This window comes from Bacillus sp. TH13, assembly GCF_016651175.1.
In the GTDB taxonomy this organism is placed as follows: domain Bacteria; phylum Bacillota; class Bacilli; order Bacillales; family Bacillaceae_G; genus Bacillus_A; species Bacillus_A thuringiensis_S.
This window is the reverse complement of record NZ_JAEKEJ010000022.1, coordinates 61,780-78,822: the sequence shown is the minus strand read 5'-3', so window position 1 is coordinate 78,822 and position 17,043 is coordinate 61,780. Positions and strand designations below refer to the sequence as shown.

Below are 17,043 nucleotides of genomic sequence, written 5' to 3'. Positions count from 1 at the left end.
GAGTTGGTGAATCAAAATGTATTGCATCATATCGGGTATGAAATATTGCAAGAAACGTTTGTATTGATTCGAAATGTATTTTCCTATTCAGAGCAAGATGAATCCAGTGTGACATATGTGCAAGAAATTGCGGATGCCTTGCATAATATCCCGCATTCAATTCAGAAACAACATGATAAATTCCTAGAATTTGAGTTCAAACTGTTAGAAGAAACATTAATGCAAATGGATTTTGGAAAGGTTGCCGCACAAAATATTCCTTATTTTAGAATGTATGCGGCACGTGTACAGCAATTATTACAGAAGCGCTATGAAGAGGTTTAATCGAGTGGAAATGGGGCGATAAAGAATGGTCGTATTGGGAATTGGGCTGTCAGTTTTGCTGATAGCCTTTTTGTTTATCCAAGTATATCCGTTTCACGAACAAAATTTAGAACAAAGAAAATATGATGAATATGGAATTTGGAATTTGAATCATTATTTGTACAGGGGTATGTCTCTATGTTTCGCACCATTTTTTGCAGGAAAACACATGGCAATGGGGATTGAAAATCATAGGTGCAACTTTTTTTACAGGCTTTTCAATTGGATGTGTTGGAAAACAAAGTATATATGACTTTCAACACAAAAAGTTTCCATTTCAGAAAAAATGACGTTTCAGATTCGTTTGTGATTTATTTTAGAGAGGGTATCAATATGTTTAGTATCGAATGAGTTTTCACTCTTTATTCGGCCTTTTAAACGGCTTAAATGAGTTTTTAGAGGAAAAGGGGTGTGGGAATGATTTTTTAAAAGTTATTGCATATATTTTATTAAGTATAGGAGTTTGTACAGTTGTTTTAGCAGGAATAGCCGCGATTGTAAAGAAACAAATGATAATCGCAAATATAAATCTATTATTGGCCATGTATTATTTTTGTTCGGGAAGTCTTCTGTATTTGTGCACGTTATGGGAAACACAAGATATTTTCCTACAAGCCTTTGTGATTTTAATTGTAGGAATTTCGATCATCCGATTAAGAAAAAGCTGGTATGTACCGCAAATGCGTAATCTTCAAAAACTACAAGAAGAAGCGACAAGTAAGAATGATCTGTGAGGAAATCCAGGGGAAAAGGAGTGGAGAAAAATTGATACATCAATATGAATTGAACTTTTCAGTGATGTATAGTGGCAAGGTAACAGACTCACAATCTACGATTATTCCAGCAAGTTCTTTAGAGGAAGCAAATGAAAAATTACAATCGGAAGTAAAGCGGCGATTAGGGAAATGTAGTATAAAAGTGAATGCGGCAAGTTTATGTGTTTCAGAGGATAGTCGGTATGCAATCGAACAAAAATAAAAGGAGAAAAGTCTTGTTTCTACAGCAAGGCTTTTTATTATTTTATGAGCAGCTGATCTTGATGTGAAATTCCTGTTATAAAAGGGGATTAAGTTGCGATTTTGAGAGGTGGACAATCTTTTGGTTTTTTGAGAAAAAAGTCTTGGAAATGTTGAAATGACAACGTTTTTCATCGTTCAGGTATATGTACTTAAGTTATGCACTCTAAAATAGACTTAAGCACATATATTTAGACATATATGCTTAAAGGTATGTGGCTAGTATTATATTACAGTTGGAGAGCAATTAAAAAAAATGACACACAAATCCTTTTGTTTGGATAAGAAATAAGGAAAAATGGTGTTTTTAATGATCGGATTGGATAGAAATTTAAATATATTGAGCTATTTTGTATGAATTTATGTATTGGCATTTTTGTTTGTATTTTGTATACTAAACGTGAGTTTTTCTTACAGTAGGCAATCTTTCAGTTTCTATGAAACGCAACTAATCTGTTAATTATGTATGGTGTCAAACAAGCTCTTATGTCAGTGGATATAAGAGCTTGTTTGCATGTGTATCCCTCTTTTATGTACAATGAAAGAAAAACATCTTATGAGATGGGGAGAGGAAAACCCATGTCCAATCAACAATTAGTGAATTTACGCATTGATTTTGCTTTTAAACAATTATTTGGCACAAGTGGAAATGAAGATATTCTCATTGCGTTTTTAAATGCTTTGTTACAAAATTCTTTAGAATCACCCATTGTCTCGTTACAATTAGAAGATCCACACTTGCACCGAGAACATGAGGAAGATAAATTATCGATTTTAGATATTTCCGCTACATTAGATACAGGAACAAAGGTAAATGTGGAAATTCAATTGAATAATAATCATGATATGATTAAAAGAAGTCTGTATTACTGGGGAAGATTATATACATCTCAATTACAAAAGGGGATGTCTTATAGTTCTCTTCACAAAACCATTACGATTAATTTGTTAAACTTTGTGATGTTTCCAGAATATGAAGCGTTTCATACAACAGGAATCCTATGGAATCAACAACAACAAAAGAAGTTAAGTGATGATATTGAAGTTCATATTGTGGAGATTCCAAAACTTATGCAACAGTGGCAGAATGAACAAATAAATCCCTGGGAAGATTCGTTTGTTCGATGGTTATTACTACTTCCAGCGAATGAAGATGAACATTTAACCCAAACATTGGAGGATATTGCGATGAACCAAGACCCTATTTTACAAAAAGCTATGAATAAATGGGAACGTATGAGTCAAGATTCTTCTTTCCGACAAGCGTATGAAGCAAGGGAAAAAGCGTTGATGGATGAGGCCGCAAAGTTTGCTTATGCAGAACAAAAAGGTATTGAAAAGGGCATTGAACAAGGGAAAGTACAGCTTATTCGTGGTATGCACAAAAACGGAATGCCAATAAAAGATATTGCGAAATTTACGAATTTACGTATTGAAGAAATACAAGGAATTTTACAATCATAAATAAATTAACAAATAACACCTACAGATATATCTGTAGGTGTTATTTGTTAATGACCGTCCCCCCTGGAAGGTAATGACCACCAGCATTTTTAAGCGCATATTTCCAACCTACACCTGGTTCATCAATATAATAACCAGTGTTTCCATCTGCGTATTTATAACTTATATATTTCATTTGAATTCATCCCCTCTTTGTTAATACTTATATAGTCGTTCAGACCAAATTTAAGCGCCTTATCTCTCGAGGATTACTTTAGTATTTTCGTTGCTTAGCCATGTTGATAAATGGTTCATATGTACTTGTTTCATCAAAAGGATGCCCGAAACCATATTCATCTTCTCGTGCATGATAACCATATGTTGCAATACCTACACCTTTCGTGTTGTTTTCTGGAAAATAGATAATGACTTTTGCTTCTTCGGGATTAGATAGGTGCAGAGAAGCATATATTTTTTCTATTAAGTATTTATTAATTCTATTGATTACACTTGTTCCTCTTGTACCCCAACCGATATCATCATAAATATGTAATAAGTGATTTTCTGTATCGACATATAACTCAAAATGATTATATCCCATATTGTGAAAGTTTTCTGTGATTAAATGGAATTGATTGTCACCGATATTTGGAAATAAAAACAAATCATAGGTATCACTAGCAGTAATAACAATAGCTTGTTCATTATTTGATGATTTTTTGAACATGATAAATGCCCCCTTAAGAATATTTTCGTATTATAAAAGTAAGTTACTGTTTAATTATATCTTATTTCACATAATATTTGATTTTATATATTGTGAGATGTGAAAATAATTAGTTTTACAAAATATGCAAAATGAAGAATTTATTCGTAGCAATATTAAAAGTGGTCAAATTAAAACGTTTATAAGTATCACTAATAACGAATATACAAATTTTATAATAAAATATTATCTAAAGCATAATTGTGGGCGTATTCAAACGGAACTTTTAAAAGGCATATTAAAAAATCCTAAAGTTCTTAAAGATTGGACTTATTTTGATTTGCAGTAGAAAATCAATCAGAGATTTATGGAATTGAAGTTATTATAATTGCCCCAGCATATACGATTCAATGAGGGACAAAAACACCCTATGAAGAAATATGATATTAGGCATTCTTCATTTTATAAACTTGCTAAACAGTATGAAGAAGAAAAAAGGAAACCTAATAAATAATTAATAATGATTCAGGGGGATTAAATGGAGCATAATACAAAAGTAAGGATTTGGAATTACGTTTAATTTTCATATCGTAAAAAACCTAATTTACAATTAACCGGATATGTAGTGAGTATTCCACAGAATATAATTGTTGTAGATGTTTTAGAAATGATGAAATGTATGAGATAGATTATATTAGGCAGGTAATAAAACATGGTTGCTATAATAAAGTGGTTCATAAGTAAATAAAAAATAATGTTTCATAAAAAGTACTCCTAAATTTATCTAGGAGTACTTTTTATGATGAAGTTACTGGATTTCTTGAGATGATGAATACCAACTGTTAGATCGTAACATATACATTGAGAAAAAGCATCCAAATAGGATTACTTTTAAGAATTAAAATTTAAAACGTTTTTTGTAATTAATAAGTATAAAATAAACAAACATAATGTTCTATGTTTGCTTGTTTTATATAATATTGTTTTACATGTTTTATATGTTTATATGTTTTAAGAACATATAAAACGTTGGTATATAAAGGTTTTCGCCATTTTAATATAACAAATCTGGTTTCAAAGGTAACAAATTTGGTTTCAAACATAACAGAAGTGGTTTTAAACATAACAAATTTGGTTACTTTAATATAACAAAAATGGTTTTAAAGGTAACAAATCTGGTTTTGACTATAAAAAAATGGTTTAAATATAACAAAAATGGTTTTAAACATAACAAATTTGGTTATTAAAAATTAACTATAACAAAACAAGTATATTTGTTATAGTTATTGTAGCGATAAAGGTAGTAAGGAAAGGACGTATGTAGATATGTCTCTAAAGAAAGATTTGCAGATTAAAGAGAATAATATTGTTTCGAAATCCAATACGTTAATTGAGGCAAATTCACGTTTGAATTTAGTGGAACAAAAGATGCTACTTTGCTTGGCTAGTAATATTGAACCAAGTGATAGGGATTTTAAAACATATACATTCCCAATTAAACAATTTCATGATTTACTCGGTTTGAGTGGATCAACTAAATATACTGAGCTAAGTAAAATTACAAAGGAGTTATTGTCAAAAGTAATTGAAATTAAGGTAGGAGAAGAGTTAATACAGGTATCTTGGCTTTCTTCAGCGATTTATAACAAGAATAAGGGTACAATTGATTTACGCTTCGATCCATTATTAAAACCATTTTTATTAGAATTAAGTAGTAAATTTACAAGCTATAGACTGGCCAATGTCGTCAAATTGAAAAGTACATATGCTATCCGTATTTATGAATTATTAAAACAATATGAAAATATAAAAGAACGTATAATCAGTATTGAGAACCTAAGATATTACTTAGATGCAATTGATGTATACCCTAATTATGCTAACCTTAAACAACGTGTATTGAAACCTTCTCAAAAGGAGCTAAATCAAAAAACAGATATTTCTTTTGAGTTTGAAGAAATTAAATTAGGTAGGAAGGTACAAAAGATTAGATTTATTATACGTAGTCAAAAAAAGAAAGATGTCGATTTAGTCCACTTCGAAAAAAAATTAGATCAATTTCAACAGCCAAATACATTTGAACAAAAAATTAAACGTTTTGAAGAGCGATGTAAAGGAAACGTATATCCTGCAGTATTAGAGAAATGGAAAAAACATGAAGATCTTGTGCTAGAGATTATTGATGATATACGATTCCGTTCAGATATTGACTCGCCAATTGGTTATGTAGAATATATGCTTAATTCCCGATTAAAAGAACTATCAGATATTAAAACGTTAAATCAAGATACTAACATACAAGAGGATTTGCTTAATAATACATTGGAAATGGATAATATTATAGATACAGTAATAGCAAAGTACTCAACGTCTAAAGGAGCTATAGCTACATTCTTAGTCAAAGATACTGCTATTAATGAATTAATAAAAATTTGTACATTAGAGGAAGCGGAAGAATGTTGGAAAGAAAAAGAAGAATTTGTTATGGATACAATTTATGAAAGTATGAAAAGGAATAGAAAAAAAAGAAGATAACATACTTTCTATATTTGGAATAACGTTAGGTAAGGTTATTTAAGTCCGTATGTAACATTTCATGTAAACCGATTTGGAAAATATAGATTAGATTCAAATCGCCGTCCACCAGATATTGAATTTGATATACCTGTATCGCTTCCTCCAACTGAAAAGGCAGGTAAATAAAAAGAAAGAGAAATGATTATATGAAAACATCACTTCTCTTTCTTTTTATTTACGAGTGGCTCCAACAAGAAGGAATGGTTGCCGTACCCCATAAATGATTACTTTTTCATCCATGCATCTACTAATTTTTTATTCTTTTTTATCCATTTTTCAGCGGCCTGTTCAGGGTCATTCGATTCATTAATCATGGTCATCAACGTTCCGAGTTGCTCATCGGTCATGTTCCAGTTATCAAAATACTTTATAAGCTCTGGATAATCTTGTTCAAATCCTTTACGAACAGAGTAATAAATATCATCTTTTTCTCCATACACCTTTTTAGGATCTTTTAAATATTTAAGATCAAACTCTGAAAAAGCCCAATGTGGATTCCATAATGTTACTGCAATGGGTTTCTTTTGACTATATGCTTTTTTTAATTCACTCATCATAGCGGCTTCTGAAGATTGAACAAGATTTAGCTCTATCCCATATTTGTGTATCGCTTTATCTGTTAAGCCCATTAAACTGCTACCAGGTTCAATACCAATGATTTTGTTGTTAAATTTATCTTTATTTGCATTCAAATCCTCAATACTATTGATATCTGTCATGTATGAAGGAACAACTAAACCAAGACCAGTACCTTTATACCACGCTGACTTTATTACAACATCATCTTTATATTTTTCATATAATGGCTTATCAGTAATTGGTAGCCAGACTTCTAAGTTGGCGTCCACATCTCCTCGTGCTACCCCGGTCCAAACGGCTGCCTTTTCTAAATATAATAATTCAACTTTATAACCTTTTTGCTCAAGTAATACTTTCCACATATTTGCTGTAGCTATGTTTTCTTTCCAACTCGTTACACCAATTTTAATTTTTCCCTTTGCATTACTGTTCACGCCACTACAAGAAGTAGTAATTATGCTAATTAATAATAGTATGCACAGAAGCCATATTTTTTTCTTCATCAAGCTCCTCCTAGTCTCTATGATTAGATATTTCTTCTTTAATTAACGCAGAAAATTATTTCAGTAAAGCTAAATACTTTATAATTATAAATAAATATTTTATAATTATAACTATCAATAATATAAACTAACTATTAATAGCTTAACAAAAAAATAAAAAAAGTCTTTGATGAACTATTGTAATGTACTATTTGGTTTAAAAATAGTTACAGTATTTGTATAGAGTCAAAGAAAAGGAGTGAAAGAATGAAAGAAACGAAATTACGTGTTGAAAACGTTACAAAAGTATTTGGAAAGAATCCTTCTAAAGGAATCGCTTTACTAGAAGAGGGAAAAAGCAAAGCTGATATATTAAAAGAAACTGGTATGAATATTGGCGTGAACCAGGCAAAATTCGATGTTTATGCTGGTGAAATATTTGTCATTATGGGATTATCCGGTAGTGGGAAATCTACACTTGTTCGCATGTTAAATCAGTTAATCAAACCGACTTCTGGCCATATATATATTGATGGTGAAGATATCGCAACAATGGGAAAAGAATCTCTTCGAAAAGTAAGAAGAAACAAAATGAGTATGGTATTTCAAAAATTCGCCTTATTCCCTCATCGAACGGTTTTACAAAATGTTGCATATGGTTTAGAAATACAAAAAGTATCAAAAGAAGAACGAGAAACAAAAGCGTTAGAATCTCTAAAATTAGTAGGTCTAGAAAATAATAAAGACAGTTATCCGGAACAACTTAGCGGTGGTATGCAGCAGCGTGTTGGTATCGCAAGAGCACTAGCAAATAATCCAGATGTCCTACTGATGGATGAGTCATTTAGTGCGTTAGATCCAATTATTCGAAAAGAAATGCAAAATGAATTATTAGAACTGCAAGATAAAATGAAAAAAACGATTATTTTTATTACACACGATCTAGATGAAGCACTCCGAATTGGTGATCGTATTGCTTTAATGAAAGACGGAGAAATTGTTCAAATTGGAACACCAGAAGAAATTATGGTGAGCCCTGCAAATGAATTTGTAGAGCAATTTGTTGCTGATGTAAATTTAGGAAAAGTTTTAACCTCTGAATCCATTATGAAAAGACCGGAAACCTTATTAATTGATCGCGGTCCACGTGTTGCACTCCAAATCATGAAAAATGCTAGTGTTTCTAGCGTATATGTAGTGAATAAAAAACATGAGTTTTTAGGTGTCTTAACTGCTGATAATGCTAGTAAAGCTATTAAAAGACAAGTTCCGATAGCGGATTTATTAGTAACAGACATTCCTCCTGTTTATTTAGATACTCTATTAGAAGAAATGTATATAAAAATGGTTAAGGCAAAGTTACCTCTTCCTGTTCTAGATGATAAACATAGATTACGAGGGATAATAAAGCGTGAAAGTATTATTCAAGCTTTAGCAGGAAATATAGAGGAAGAGGTGAATGATAATGAATAGTATTCCAAGGATTCCTTTAGGAGAATGGGTTGATACACTTGTTACAAGTTTGTATCAGCATTTCGAAGGGTTTTTCAAAGGATTTTCTTTTATTATCGGAGGATTTGTTGATTTATTAACAAATCTATTAATATTTATCCCAGCCATTATTTTTATTACAATCACATGCCTATTAGTTTGGTACACCTCCCGTAAAATTTCACTTATAGTATTTTCTTTAATTGGATTTCTGTTTATCCTTAACGTTAACTATTGGGAACAGACCATGCAAACACTAGCGCTTGTCTTGACGTCTGTTATTATCTCTATCATTATCGGTATACCAATTGGGATTTTGGCATCTCAGAACGAAAGGTTTTCCAAATTTTTAAAACCAACTCTTGATTTTATGCAAACAATGCCTGCATTTGTTTATCTTATTCCGGCAATTACATTCTTTGGTGTTGGAGTAGTACCAGGTATTATTGCATCTGTTATTTTTGCAATGCCACCTACTATTCGGTTTACTGAGTTAGGGATTAGGCAAGTACCAGAAGATTTAATTGAAGCAGCTAATGCCTTTGGTTCAACATCGTCACAGAAACTATTCAAAGTACAGCTTCCACTTGCAACGGGAACAATCATGGCTGGTGTAAATCAGAGTATTATGCTTTCTCTATCAATGGTTGTCACTGCATCTCTTGTCGGTGCACCAGGTCTTGGCGTAGACGTTTATCGGTCGGTTACACAAGTTAATATAGGTATGGGCTTTGAAGCAGGCCTTGCTATTGTAGTAATTGCAATTATATTAGACCGAATTACACAAGGTTTTCATAAAAAATAATTATAATTTACATACTAAAAGCTATCATTTGAAACCGCGAGAAATTTATTGCTTAAAGCTGGTGCAAGTAAGGTAATATTAGTTGGTATTATCCCTTTTAAGTAGAAAGTGTAAAAAGACTACATTCTTAATGTGGAATGTTACACTATACTTGAAGGGATATTTTAATGAAAAAAAAGAACAATATTTCAAAAGTATGGAGGTTAAACCAAAATGAATGATTTTCATATATATGAAGAACAAGCGGATGTACTTAGAAATATTGCACACCCTGTCCGACTTCAATTACTTCAGGAACTGATACGAAGAGGTGGTTGTACTGTGACCGAACTATATCATATGTTGAAAATTCCCCAAGCCACTACTTCTCAACACCTTGCAAAATTGAAAAGAGCTCGTATTGTGAGAAGTATTAATCAAGGAACAGTGAAAACATATCAGGTATGTCATGAACAGATACATCCAATTGTTAATATATTAATGAATACGAGATAGACGAAGAGTAATTTCAATTTCTATTAATGTTTCATGAAGTACTGGATATCTAACCAAATTAGTATGGCGAGGATTAAATTTATCAATTTACTATATATTACATTTATGTAAGTGTTGTTATAAGGACGTTTTTTAAAACTTTCCCCTAATAAAGTTTTGAAAGAGTTGTCTCAGTATTCTCCATGTTGTAAATATGCCAAGAAAAGAGAATCCATTTGGGTTCTCTTTTTCTTTTAAATTTGAGTCCTTAACCTCAAATTTAAAAGACGCATTAATAATTGTGATAATTTAACAGAAAAATCACCTTAACATACAGCAAATACAAAAAAGACCGGATATAATATCCGGTCTTTACTTCAGGCTGTGGAGAAAGTCTTCTCCACAGCCTGTTTTTGTGTCTGAACCTCTTTTTATGTGTCAACACTGATAAAAAGAGGTAAAGGAGAGATTTTTTATGATGGGTGCTTTAAAAAATCATCGTGATGAACGTGTATCTGTTTCTGTAGAAGAGTTGGTTCCACAAGATCATTTCCTTCGTGCGATCGAAGCGACAATTAGTTTTGATTTTATTGAAGAGAAGTTACGCCCTTATTACTGTGAAAACAATGGACGTCCGTCAATCCATCCTATCGTTTTATTTAAAATGATGTTTATTGGATATTTTTACGGTATTCGTTCGGAGCGTCAATTGGAAAAAGAGATTAAAACGAATATCGCCTACCGTTGGTTTTTAGGGTTTTCTCTATCAGATACTATTCCGGATCATTCTACAATCAGTTGGAATCGTCGTACTCGCTTTATTCATACAAATATTTTCGAAGAAATTTTTGATGAGATCGTGAGGCAAGCGACAGAGCACCGGATGGTGGGAGGACGTGCGCTGATGACAGATTCTACGCACATTAAGGCCAATGCTAATAAAAATAAGTTTGTACATAAATATAAAAAAGAAAAGGCAAAGTTTTATATAGATGAACTAGAAGCTGCGGTAATTGAAGATCGTGAGGTACACGAAAAAAGAATTAAAACCCAGAAAGGAAAGTGATACTCCCACTAAAAAAACTCGTATAAGTACTACGGATCCAGATAGTGGATTTTTAATGAGAGATGGAAAACCGAACGGTTTTCATTTCTTAGACCATCGTACGACTGATGCGAAGTACAATATTATTACAGATACTTATGTAACGGCTGGAAATATGGCAGATTCCGAGCCATATTTAGCGCGTCTACAAGCTCAAATTGATAAATTCGGATTTAAAGTGGAAGCTGTAGCTCTTGATGCAGGCTATTTTACAGGGTATATCTGTAAGAAATTATCGGAGAGAAATATATTTATGGTGATGGGGTATCGCCGATTTGGAAAACGAAATAAAGAAGTACCAAAAAGCCAATTTAAATATGTAGAAGAAATGAATGCATTTGCTTGTCCGATGGGGTGTATTTTAGAGTATGCGACAACGGATCGTGAAGGATATCGTCACTATAAATCCAACCCAGAAGACTGCGCTGTTTGTCCGCTACGTGAGGTATGTTTTTCAAAGAAACAAAAACAAAAAGTTATCACTCATCATATATGGGAGAAATATAAGGATATCGCTAGAAAAAACAAACTAACAGTTACAGGGAAAAAGTTGTACAAAGTACGCTGTTCAACTATAGAGCGAAGCTTTGCGGACGCCAAAGAACTACATGGCTATCGATATGCTCGATTTCGGGGGCTGAAGTCTGTCCAAATGCAGGCTTATCTCACCGCAACTTGTCAAAACATGAAAAAAATAGCCCTCCATCTGACCAAAAAAGGTCTGGTGGAGGGCTATTTTTTTGAAACTCTATTATTTTATGTTGTTTTTATTCGCTAAAATCAAAATGATTCCAGAGTGTGGGGAACCCTAAAGGGTTTCCCAACACTCTGAAAAAAGACCGGATATAATATCCGGTCTTTACTTATTATTGATTAATTGGATTTTCACAATATTTCTTTGCAATTGCACTTGCCATATCAATTGCCCTTTGTAGAGTAGCGTGTTTAGAACTAAAATCATAAGGCTCAAATCCAAATTCTTCATAAATTTCAAAGGAGATGCTTGTTACAAGTCTATACTTTGAAGGGATAGCTTCATTATCAATTGTTAAATGGAAATCATAACGATCATCAAAACATAATAGTTCAACTTTGAATGTATTATGTGTGCTTGCTTGGCGAAATTGATAATACTCAACTGGATATAAATAATCACCTTCATTTTTGTAGTTAAAGTCTTTAAAAAAAATCTTAATCAACGCCCCTCGTGTGTTTTTTGGGATATTTCCTATTTTTATCATAAACTCTTACCTATTACAAAGTACATAATTATTAGATTTATTATTTATAATTGTTTCAAAAACGATGGTTTTTAATAATCATAAAACGAACAAAATTTAATCTTTACAAATCGCTTAACTACGTTATCAAAACTATTATCAAAATCATATTAACTTTAACCCCCCTTTATGATAAAGTTGTCTTGTAAAGGTTAGGTGATTTCATGAATTCATACATTTATGGCTACGCAAGGGTAAGTACTCAACAACAAGATTTGATTCGTCAACTAGACATGCTTCAAAATTATAACTGTACTGAAATTTTAACTGAAAAAATAACAGGTACGAAAAGTGATCGTCCAGAGCTTACTCGATTAAAAGATAAAATTAGACCAGGTGATACATTAGTTGTTGAAAGCTTTTCTAGATTAGGAAGAAGTACCAAAGATTTAATTGAACTTGTTGATTTTTTCGAGAATAAGGGAGTTAAGCTAATTAGTATCAAAGAGCAATTTGATACTAATACACCTCAAGGAAAATTGATGTTAACAGTATTTCAAGCATTCAGCCAGTTTGAAAGAGACTTAATTTCTCAACGTACTCAAGAGGGACTTGAAAGTGCAAGAGCGAGGGGGAGAGTCGGTGGACGTCCTCGTGTTAAGGATAGCTTCATTCAAAGGGCATTAAAGTTATATGATTCTAAAGAATATAGCATACAAGAAATTGTAAACATGACAGGTATTAGTCAGGCTACGCTTTACCGATACATACGAAAAAATAAATAAACTGAAAAAGATGAATTTGCTTATATAAAGAATTACATTATAAAATAGTAAGAAGAATAGAAAGACAGGGAGAGGAAACCCATGTCCACAAAATTAGTAAATTTACGTATTGATTTCGCTTTTAAACAGTTATTCGGAACGAAGAGATTTTAACTGGATTTCTAAACGCTATCCTAGAAGAATCTTTAGATGTACCTATTGTATCTCTACAACTAGAAGATCCACATCTTCATAAATCTTATGAAGATGATAAGTTATCCATATTAGACTTATTAGCAACATTAGACAATGGCACGCAAGTGAATATAGAGATACAGCTTCGAAATACACATGATATGGTCAAGCGATCTTTATATTACTGGAGTAAACTCTATACGTCCCAAATGTAAGAAGGGATGCCGTATCGTTCGCTACGCAAAACAATTACCATTAACTTATTAGATTTTATATTATTCTCGCAGGATGATTCATTTCATACCGTAGGACAATTATGGAATCCCAAAAAGAAACAGATACTAAGTGATGATATTGAAATTCATTTTGTAGAAATTCCAAAATTGGTCAAACAATGGCATGAAGAAAAAGTAAATCCATGGGAAAATGTATTTGTTCGCTGGATGTTACTATTATCAGCACATGAAGATGAACATTTAACTCAAACATTGGAGGAGATTGCAATGAATCAAGATCCAATTTTACAAAAAGCGATGAATAAGTGGGAAAATATGAGCCATGACTCTTCTTTCTGAACAGCTTATGAAGCTCGTGAAAAGTTACTTCTAGATGAGCAAGCTAAGTTAGCACATGCTCGAGAAGATGGCTTAGAGGAAGGCATTGAAAAAGGTATTGAGAAAGGGAAAATTCAATTAATTCGTGGTATGCATAAAAATGGTATGCCATTAGAAGACATTGCAAAATTCACAGGTCTAAGTACAGAAGAAATACGAAAATTACTATTGTAATATGTATTATTACAAAAACTTTGCGAAAAATATCGCAAAGTTTTTTATTTAGTCCTTTAAACATCAACTGCTTAAAATATTTTCCCTTTTTTAGACAGTTTACTTTTAATTTATATTAGTGTGATTTTAAAGTAAGTTGTACCGTTTGTAAAAAGTTTGATTAAAAATCCTGTATAAGGCCTCACCATACATGTCCATCAATTTAAGAAATGTATACACCCAAAAAACAAAAAAATGAGTTGATTTCTCAAGATAACTAACTGTAGAGAAAGAGGATTTTCATTTAGGGGGTACTTCAAAACCTTAGCTTGATGGCGAGGGGACGTTATCCCATTAAGGAGTTTTTTATATTGAAAGCAACGGATATATTATTATACATGTCAATCAATATGCTAAATTACATATCTAAAAAAGTATAATTTGTTAACAATTTCAAAATAATGATTATCCTTATAAAATTCTGTTAATATCAAACTTGTACCTATATAAAAGAAGGGGATGTTTATATGTTTAAAAAAGTTATATTAGGGATATCATCATTAGCAATGGCATCTGTAGTTGGTTTAGGAATGGCACCGGAGGCATCTGCAGGACCAGCGGCACCTCTAACTTCTTTAAGTGTAGTGAAAGTAGAGTCACAATTGGGTGGGGTTGAATACATTAATCCTAATAGTTTTAGTACAACTAAAGATCATGGGGGAAGTTACTTATATGTTTACACAAAAGAAATAGGGTATGGCCAGTTTCCTTTTGCAAAAATGAATGGATTTGATGTGAAAAGTATTGGTTCACAAATAATTGGTGGTAATCCTATTGTAGGTTGGGAATATAAATGGGATGCATCAAATCATCAAGAAGGGACTTTTGAATATCAAAAGACATCAATAAACTATCCAAGAGATACGTGGCGTACTTCACTATATATTAAATAGTCAGTTTTATATATTCGTAGCATAAAAATCCCTGCACCTTGTGTGGGGATTTTTTCATAAAGAAAAGACACCTTAAGGTGTCTTCCTCCGACTTAAACCACTTTACTTTTAATAATATGTATTGGAATTCTATCCAAATACAATTTTATCATATTTTCCGCAAAATGAAAGTGCATTCATTAGCCTGCTTAATGGTTTTATCCATAACTTCTTTATATGTATTAAACTCTTTATTTTTTATATCACTATTTATCTGTGAAAGGAAATCGCCTTTAGCGTATATAGGAAAGAATAGTATTGGAGCTGAGTTCCCTGGCTCATCATAGTACTTCTTAGCTTTCTCTAAATCTTCTATCTTACTAAATGGGGTAGTGACAGGGTAGTTGTCATAGACCGCAAAATAAGTAAGGTTGAACTAACAGTAGCATTAAAACCATCTATTATCATAATTAATATAGAAGAAACTTATTCTAAATGGAAAAGTGGGGAATAACAGCTATTATATTTATGGAAATGTTAGAGCTAAAGAAAAATACGTTTTATAAAATAATGAAGGAATATGAGAGAAAAAAGTAGCATCTTTCCTATTAAAAATCCAGCTTTTCCCTGGCTGTAAGAATCCTGGAGTTTTTGCACCAGAACAGTATTATATATCGAGAAAAATAAAAGACAACTCTAATTAAGAGCTGTCTTTTTGTGTAATAAATTTTAAAAAATCTGAAGATATAAAAACGAATATAATACGTTATGGTTATTATTATAACAAAAACGAATAGTATTTTGAATAAAAAAATATTTGAATGAGCTATTGGGATTTTTGTTAACAATGTTCAAAAATAAACTTTTTGTAAAGGTTTTCTTTGAATATAATTATTTATTTTTAAAATATAATCATGGTTATTGTATTTCAATGGTTTCCTTATAAACCTTAGCTATATATTTAACAAATCAATGACGGGATAGTGTATGAGTGAACCCATGCCCATCAACTTAAGGAATGTAAACATCCCCAAAACAAAAAATGAGCTGACTTCTCAAAATAACTAACTGTAGAGAAAGAGAATTTTCATTTAGGAGGTACTTTTATGCTAGAAAAAAGGCTTAGAAGTTGAGTAGCTCAAAAATTAAATTAGGATAATCCGTAATTATATGCTAGACTTGGTTAACCATTTGATTTACTGTTTTCATGTCCTTTACGAGTGGGGGGGTTAGTTTCACAGAAAAAAGAAAAGCAGACTCCCATAAAAGAGCCTGCCTTCCCCACTTTGTAAAATTAAGCAGCTTTACGTACGTTTGAAGCTTGAGGTCCACGTTGACCTTGCTCCAAATCAAAAGTCACTGCTTGACCTTCTTCTAAAGTTTTGTAACCTTCGCCTTGAATCGCTGAGAAATGAACGAATACATCGTCTCCACCTTCACGTTCGATGAATCCGAAGCCTTTTTCGCCATTAAACCATTTTACATTACCTTTTTCCATTTGTATTGCCTCCTAGTGTGTAAACACACACAATGTAATACTATCCTTGCTCTCAGTGATCATAAAGGTGAAAAGTTACAAATCCGTTACACCGAACAAAAATAATTCATTTTAATAATAACATTTTTTGTAATAAATGTCAAGGTAAAGAAAAGACATTAAGGTCATTATTTCTTTATGATAATCATTGCTATACATACCCCTGTTAGAAAATGAAACTTTATTCGATAGCCGTAAGTTTCGTGAAATGTGTGACATGGGTCGGTTGATTGAAGATCAATTTTTATCTTTGCTTTCCTATGTTGCAGATCAAGAGCGTAAAAAAATCAATCAGTGACGAGCGGAGGGGATTGCTGTAGCTAATTTAGGACGTCCTCAGGTGAACCTTTCAACCCTAAGCAAACAACAAATGCATATATAGAAGAAACTTATTCTAAATGGAAAAGTGGCGAAATAACAGCTACTATGTTTATGCAAATGTTAGAGCTAAAGAAAATACGTTTCATAAAATAATGAAGGAATATGAGGAAATAAAGTAGGATCTCTCTTATTAGAAATCCTACTTTTTCTTTGGTTGTAAGAACCTTGATGTTTTTGTATCAGAATAGTATTGTGTATATCGAAAA

15 protein-coding genes and 6 pseudogenes are annotated in these 17,043 nt (G+C 32.0%); 15 read left to right on the top strand and 6 right to left on the bottom strand.

Features of this window, described 5'->3' with window-relative positions:
- The first annotated feature begins 3 nt into the window (after positions 1 to 3).
- The 4 genes from JFU02_RS07655 (at position 4) to JFU02_RS07640 (ending at position 2,843) form a co-directional block, all read left to right on the top strand.
- Complete coding sequence (locus tag JFU02_RS07655; protein WP_201070565.1) at positions 4 to 324, top strand: hypothetical protein; 321 nt, start codon at positions 4 to 6, stop codon at positions 322 to 324.
- 386 nt (positions 325 to 710) lie between these two features.
- Positions 711 to 1,097, top strand: coding sequence for a hypothetical protein (locus JFU02_RS07650; protein ID WP_242488070.1), 387 nt, complete (start codon positions 711 to 713; stop codon positions 1,095 to 1,097).
- A 31-nt stretch (positions 1,098 to 1,128) separates the two neighbouring features.
- Positions 1,129 to 1,341 carry a hypothetical protein gene (locus JFU02_RS07645; RefSeq protein WP_201070563.1) on the top strand — a complete coding sequence of 71 codons (213 nt, stop codon included), beginning with the start codon at positions 1,129 to 1,131 and terminating at the stop codon, positions 1,339 to 1,341.
- A gap of 617 nt (positions 1,342 to 1,958) precedes the next feature.
- On the top strand, positions 1,959 to 2,843 hold the full coding sequence (locus JFU02_RS07640; RefSeq protein ID WP_201070561.1) for an Rpn family recombination-promoting nuclease/putative transposase: 885 nt from the start codon (positions 1,959 to 1,961) through the stop codon (positions 2,841 to 2,843).
- Between the two features lie 40 nt (positions 2,844 to 2,883).
- On the opposite strand, the gene JFU02_RS32440 is transcribed toward JFU02_RS07640, so the two are convergent.
- Together JFU02_RS32440 and JFU02_RS07635 are read right to left on the bottom strand one after the other, a co-directional pair.
- Positions 2,884 to 3,018, bottom strand: coding sequence for a hypothetical protein (locus tag JFU02_RS32440; protein ID WP_262984020.1), 135 nt, complete (start codon positions 3,016 to 3,018; stop codon positions 2,884 to 2,886).
- A gap of 78 nt (positions 3,019 to 3,096) precedes the next feature.
- A complete protein-coding gene (locus JFU02_RS07635; protein WP_201070559.1) occupies positions 3,097 to 3,549 on the bottom strand; it encodes a hypothetical protein in 453 nt (150 codons plus the stop codon).
- Between the two features lie 517 nt (positions 3,550 to 4,066).
- Here JFU02_RS07635 and JFU02_RS32080 point away from each other — a divergent pair.
- Positions 4,067 to 4,272, top strand: a pseudogene (locus JFU02_RS32080) (DUF2187 domain-containing protein).
- A 582-nt stretch (positions 4,273 to 4,854) separates the two neighbouring features.
- On the top strand, positions 4,855 to 6,063 hold the full coding sequence (locus tag JFU02_RS07630; RefSeq protein ID WP_201070556.1) for a replication initiation protein: 1,209 nt from the start codon (positions 4,855 to 4,857) through the stop codon (positions 6,061 to 6,063).
- 266 nt (positions 6,064 to 6,329) lie between these two features.
- On the opposite strand, the gene JFU02_RS07625 is transcribed toward JFU02_RS07630, so the two are convergent.
- A complete protein-coding gene (locus JFU02_RS07625) occupies positions 6,330 to 7,187 on the bottom strand; it encodes a glycine betaine ABC transporter substrate-binding protein (RefSeq protein WP_201070553.1) in 858 nt (285 codons plus the stop codon).
- 246 nt (positions 7,188 to 7,433) lie between these two features.
- Here JFU02_RS07625 and JFU02_RS07620 point away from each other — a divergent pair, with 246 nt between their 5' ends.
- The 4 genes from JFU02_RS07620 (at position 7,434) to JFU02_RS07605 (ending at position 11,819) form a co-directional block, all read left to right on the top strand.
- The gene (locus JFU02_RS07620) at positions 7,434 to 8,639 is read left to right on the top strand and encodes a quaternary amine ABC transporter ATP-binding protein (protein WP_064472721.1); all 1,206 of its coding nucleotides are present in this window, start codon (positions 7,434 to 7,436) and stop codon (positions 8,637 to 8,639) included.
- The gene (locus tag JFU02_RS07615; protein ID WP_002144230.1) at positions 8,632 to 9,462 is read left to right on the top strand and encodes an ABC transporter permease; all 831 of its coding nucleotides are present in this window, start codon (positions 8,632 to 8,634) and stop codon (positions 9,460 to 9,462) included. Before JFU02_RS07620 ends, JFU02_RS07615 begins: the two co-directional genes overlap by 8 nt.
- A 213-nt stretch (positions 9,463 to 9,675) precedes the next feature.
- A complete protein-coding gene (locus JFU02_RS07610; RefSeq protein WP_044784718.1) occupies positions 9,676 to 9,957 on the top strand; it encodes an ArsR/SmtB family transcription factor in 282 nt (93 codons plus the stop codon).
- 454 nt (positions 9,958 to 10,411) lie between these two features.
- Positions 10,412 to 11,819 (top strand): IS1182 family transposase gene (locus JFU02_RS07605; RefSeq protein WP_201070550.1). Its coding sequence is split into 2 segments (ribosomal slippage): positions 10,412 to 10,971 and positions 10,970 to 11,819, totalling 1,410 coding nucleotides; the frame shifts between segments, so codons are not numbered across the junction.
- 88 nt (positions 11,820 to 11,907) lie between these two features.
- Here JFU02_RS07605 and JFU02_RS07600 read toward each other — a convergent pair.
- Positions 11,908 to 12,282: a hypothetical protein gene (locus JFU02_RS07600; RefSeq protein ID WP_048567256.1), complete on the bottom strand. Its 375-nt coding sequence runs from the start codon at positions 12,280 to 12,282 to the stop codon at positions 11,908 to 11,910.
- A gap of 203 nt (positions 12,283 to 12,485) precedes the next feature.
- On the opposite strand from JFU02_RS07600, the pseudogene JFU02_RS07595 reads away from it, so the two are divergent.
- The 3 genes and pseudogenes from JFU02_RS07595 to JFU02_RS07585 form a co-directional block, all read left to right on the top strand.
- A pseudogene (locus JFU02_RS07595) lies at positions 12,486 to 13,043 on the top strand (recombinase family protein); the annotation flags it as partial.
- 84 nt (positions 13,044 to 13,127) lie between these two features.
- Positions 13,128 to 14,008, top strand: a pseudogene (locus tag JFU02_RS07590) (Rpn family recombination-promoting nuclease/putative transposase).
- A gap of 506 nt (positions 14,009 to 14,514) precedes the next feature.
- Positions 14,515 to 14,940 (top strand): DUF4879 domain-containing protein, encoded by a 426-nt coding sequence (locus JFU02_RS07585; RefSeq protein ID WP_201070548.1) that lies wholly within the window; start codon positions 14,515 to 14,517, stop codon positions 14,938 to 14,940.
- A 148-nt stretch (positions 14,941 to 15,088) separates the two neighbouring features.
- Here the strand turns inward: JFU02_RS07585 and JFU02_RS32075 are convergent.
- Positions 15,089 to 15,304 (bottom strand): annotated as a pseudogene (locus JFU02_RS32075) (hypothetical protein); the annotation flags it as partial.
- 90 nt (positions 15,305 to 15,394) lie between these two features.
- Between JFU02_RS32075 and JFU02_RS32070 the strand changes: the two are divergent.
- Positions 15,395 to 15,516, top strand: a pseudogene (locus JFU02_RS32070) (recombinase family protein); the annotation flags it as partial.
- Between the two features lie 697 nt (positions 15,517 to 16,213).
- Here JFU02_RS32070 and JFU02_RS07580 read toward each other — a convergent pair.
- Complete coding sequence (locus JFU02_RS07580) at positions 16,214 to 16,417, bottom strand: cold-shock protein (protein ID WP_044784723.1); 204 nt, start codon at positions 16,415 to 16,417, stop codon at positions 16,214 to 16,216.
- Between the two features lie 196 nt (positions 16,418 to 16,613).
- On the opposite strand from JFU02_RS07580, the pseudogene JFU02_RS31810 reads away from it, so the two are divergent.
- Positions 16,614 to 16,956, top strand: a pseudogene (locus JFU02_RS31810) (recombinase family protein); the annotation flags it as partial.
- Positions 16,957 to 17,043: the final 87 nt, after the last annotated feature.

Coding starts and splice junctions, on each gene's coding strand:
- JFU02_RS07635 (WP_201070559.1), bottom strand. CDS start 3,549: ATGTTCAAAAAATCATCAAATAATGAACAAGCTATTGTTATTACTGCT.
- JFU02_RS07615 (WP_002144230.1), top strand. CDS start 8,632: ATGAATAGTATTCCAAGGATTCCTTTAGGAGAATGGGTTGATACACTT.
- JFU02_RS07585 (WP_201070548.1), top strand. CDS start 14,515: ATGTTTAAAAAAGTTATATTAGGGATATCATCATTAGCAATGGCATCT.
- JFU02_RS07610 (WP_044784718.1), top strand. CDS start 9,676: ATGAATGATTTTCATATATATGAAGAACAAGCGGATGTACTTAGAAAT.
- JFU02_RS07650 (WP_242488070.1), top strand. CDS start 711: ATGAGTTTTCACTCTTTATTCGGCCTTTTAAACGGCTTAAATGAGTTT.
- JFU02_RS07630 (WP_201070556.1), top strand. CDS start 4,855: ATGTCTCTAAAGAAAGATTTGCAGATTAAAGAGAATAATATTGTTTCG.
- JFU02_RS32440 (WP_262984020.1), bottom strand. CDS start 3,018: ATGAAATATATAAGTTATAAATACGCAGATGGAAACACTGGTTATTAT.
- JFU02_RS07620 (WP_064472721.1), top strand. CDS start 7,434: ATGAAAGAAACGAAATTACGTGTTGAAAACGTTACAAAAGTATTTGGA.
- JFU02_RS07640 (WP_201070561.1), top strand. CDS start 1,959: ATGTCCAATCAACAATTAGTGAATTTACGCATTGATTTTGCTTTTAAA.
- JFU02_RS07600 (WP_048567256.1), bottom strand. CDS start 12,282: ATGATAAAAATAGGAAATATCCCAAAAAACACACGAGGGGCGTTGATT.
- JFU02_RS07580 (WP_044784723.1), bottom strand. CDS start 16,417: ATGGAAAAAGGTAATGTAAAATGGTTTAATGGCGAAAAAGGCTTCGGA.
- JFU02_RS07625 (WP_201070553.1), bottom strand. CDS start 7,187: ATGAAGAAAAAAATATGGCTTCTGTGCATACTATTATTAATTAGCATA.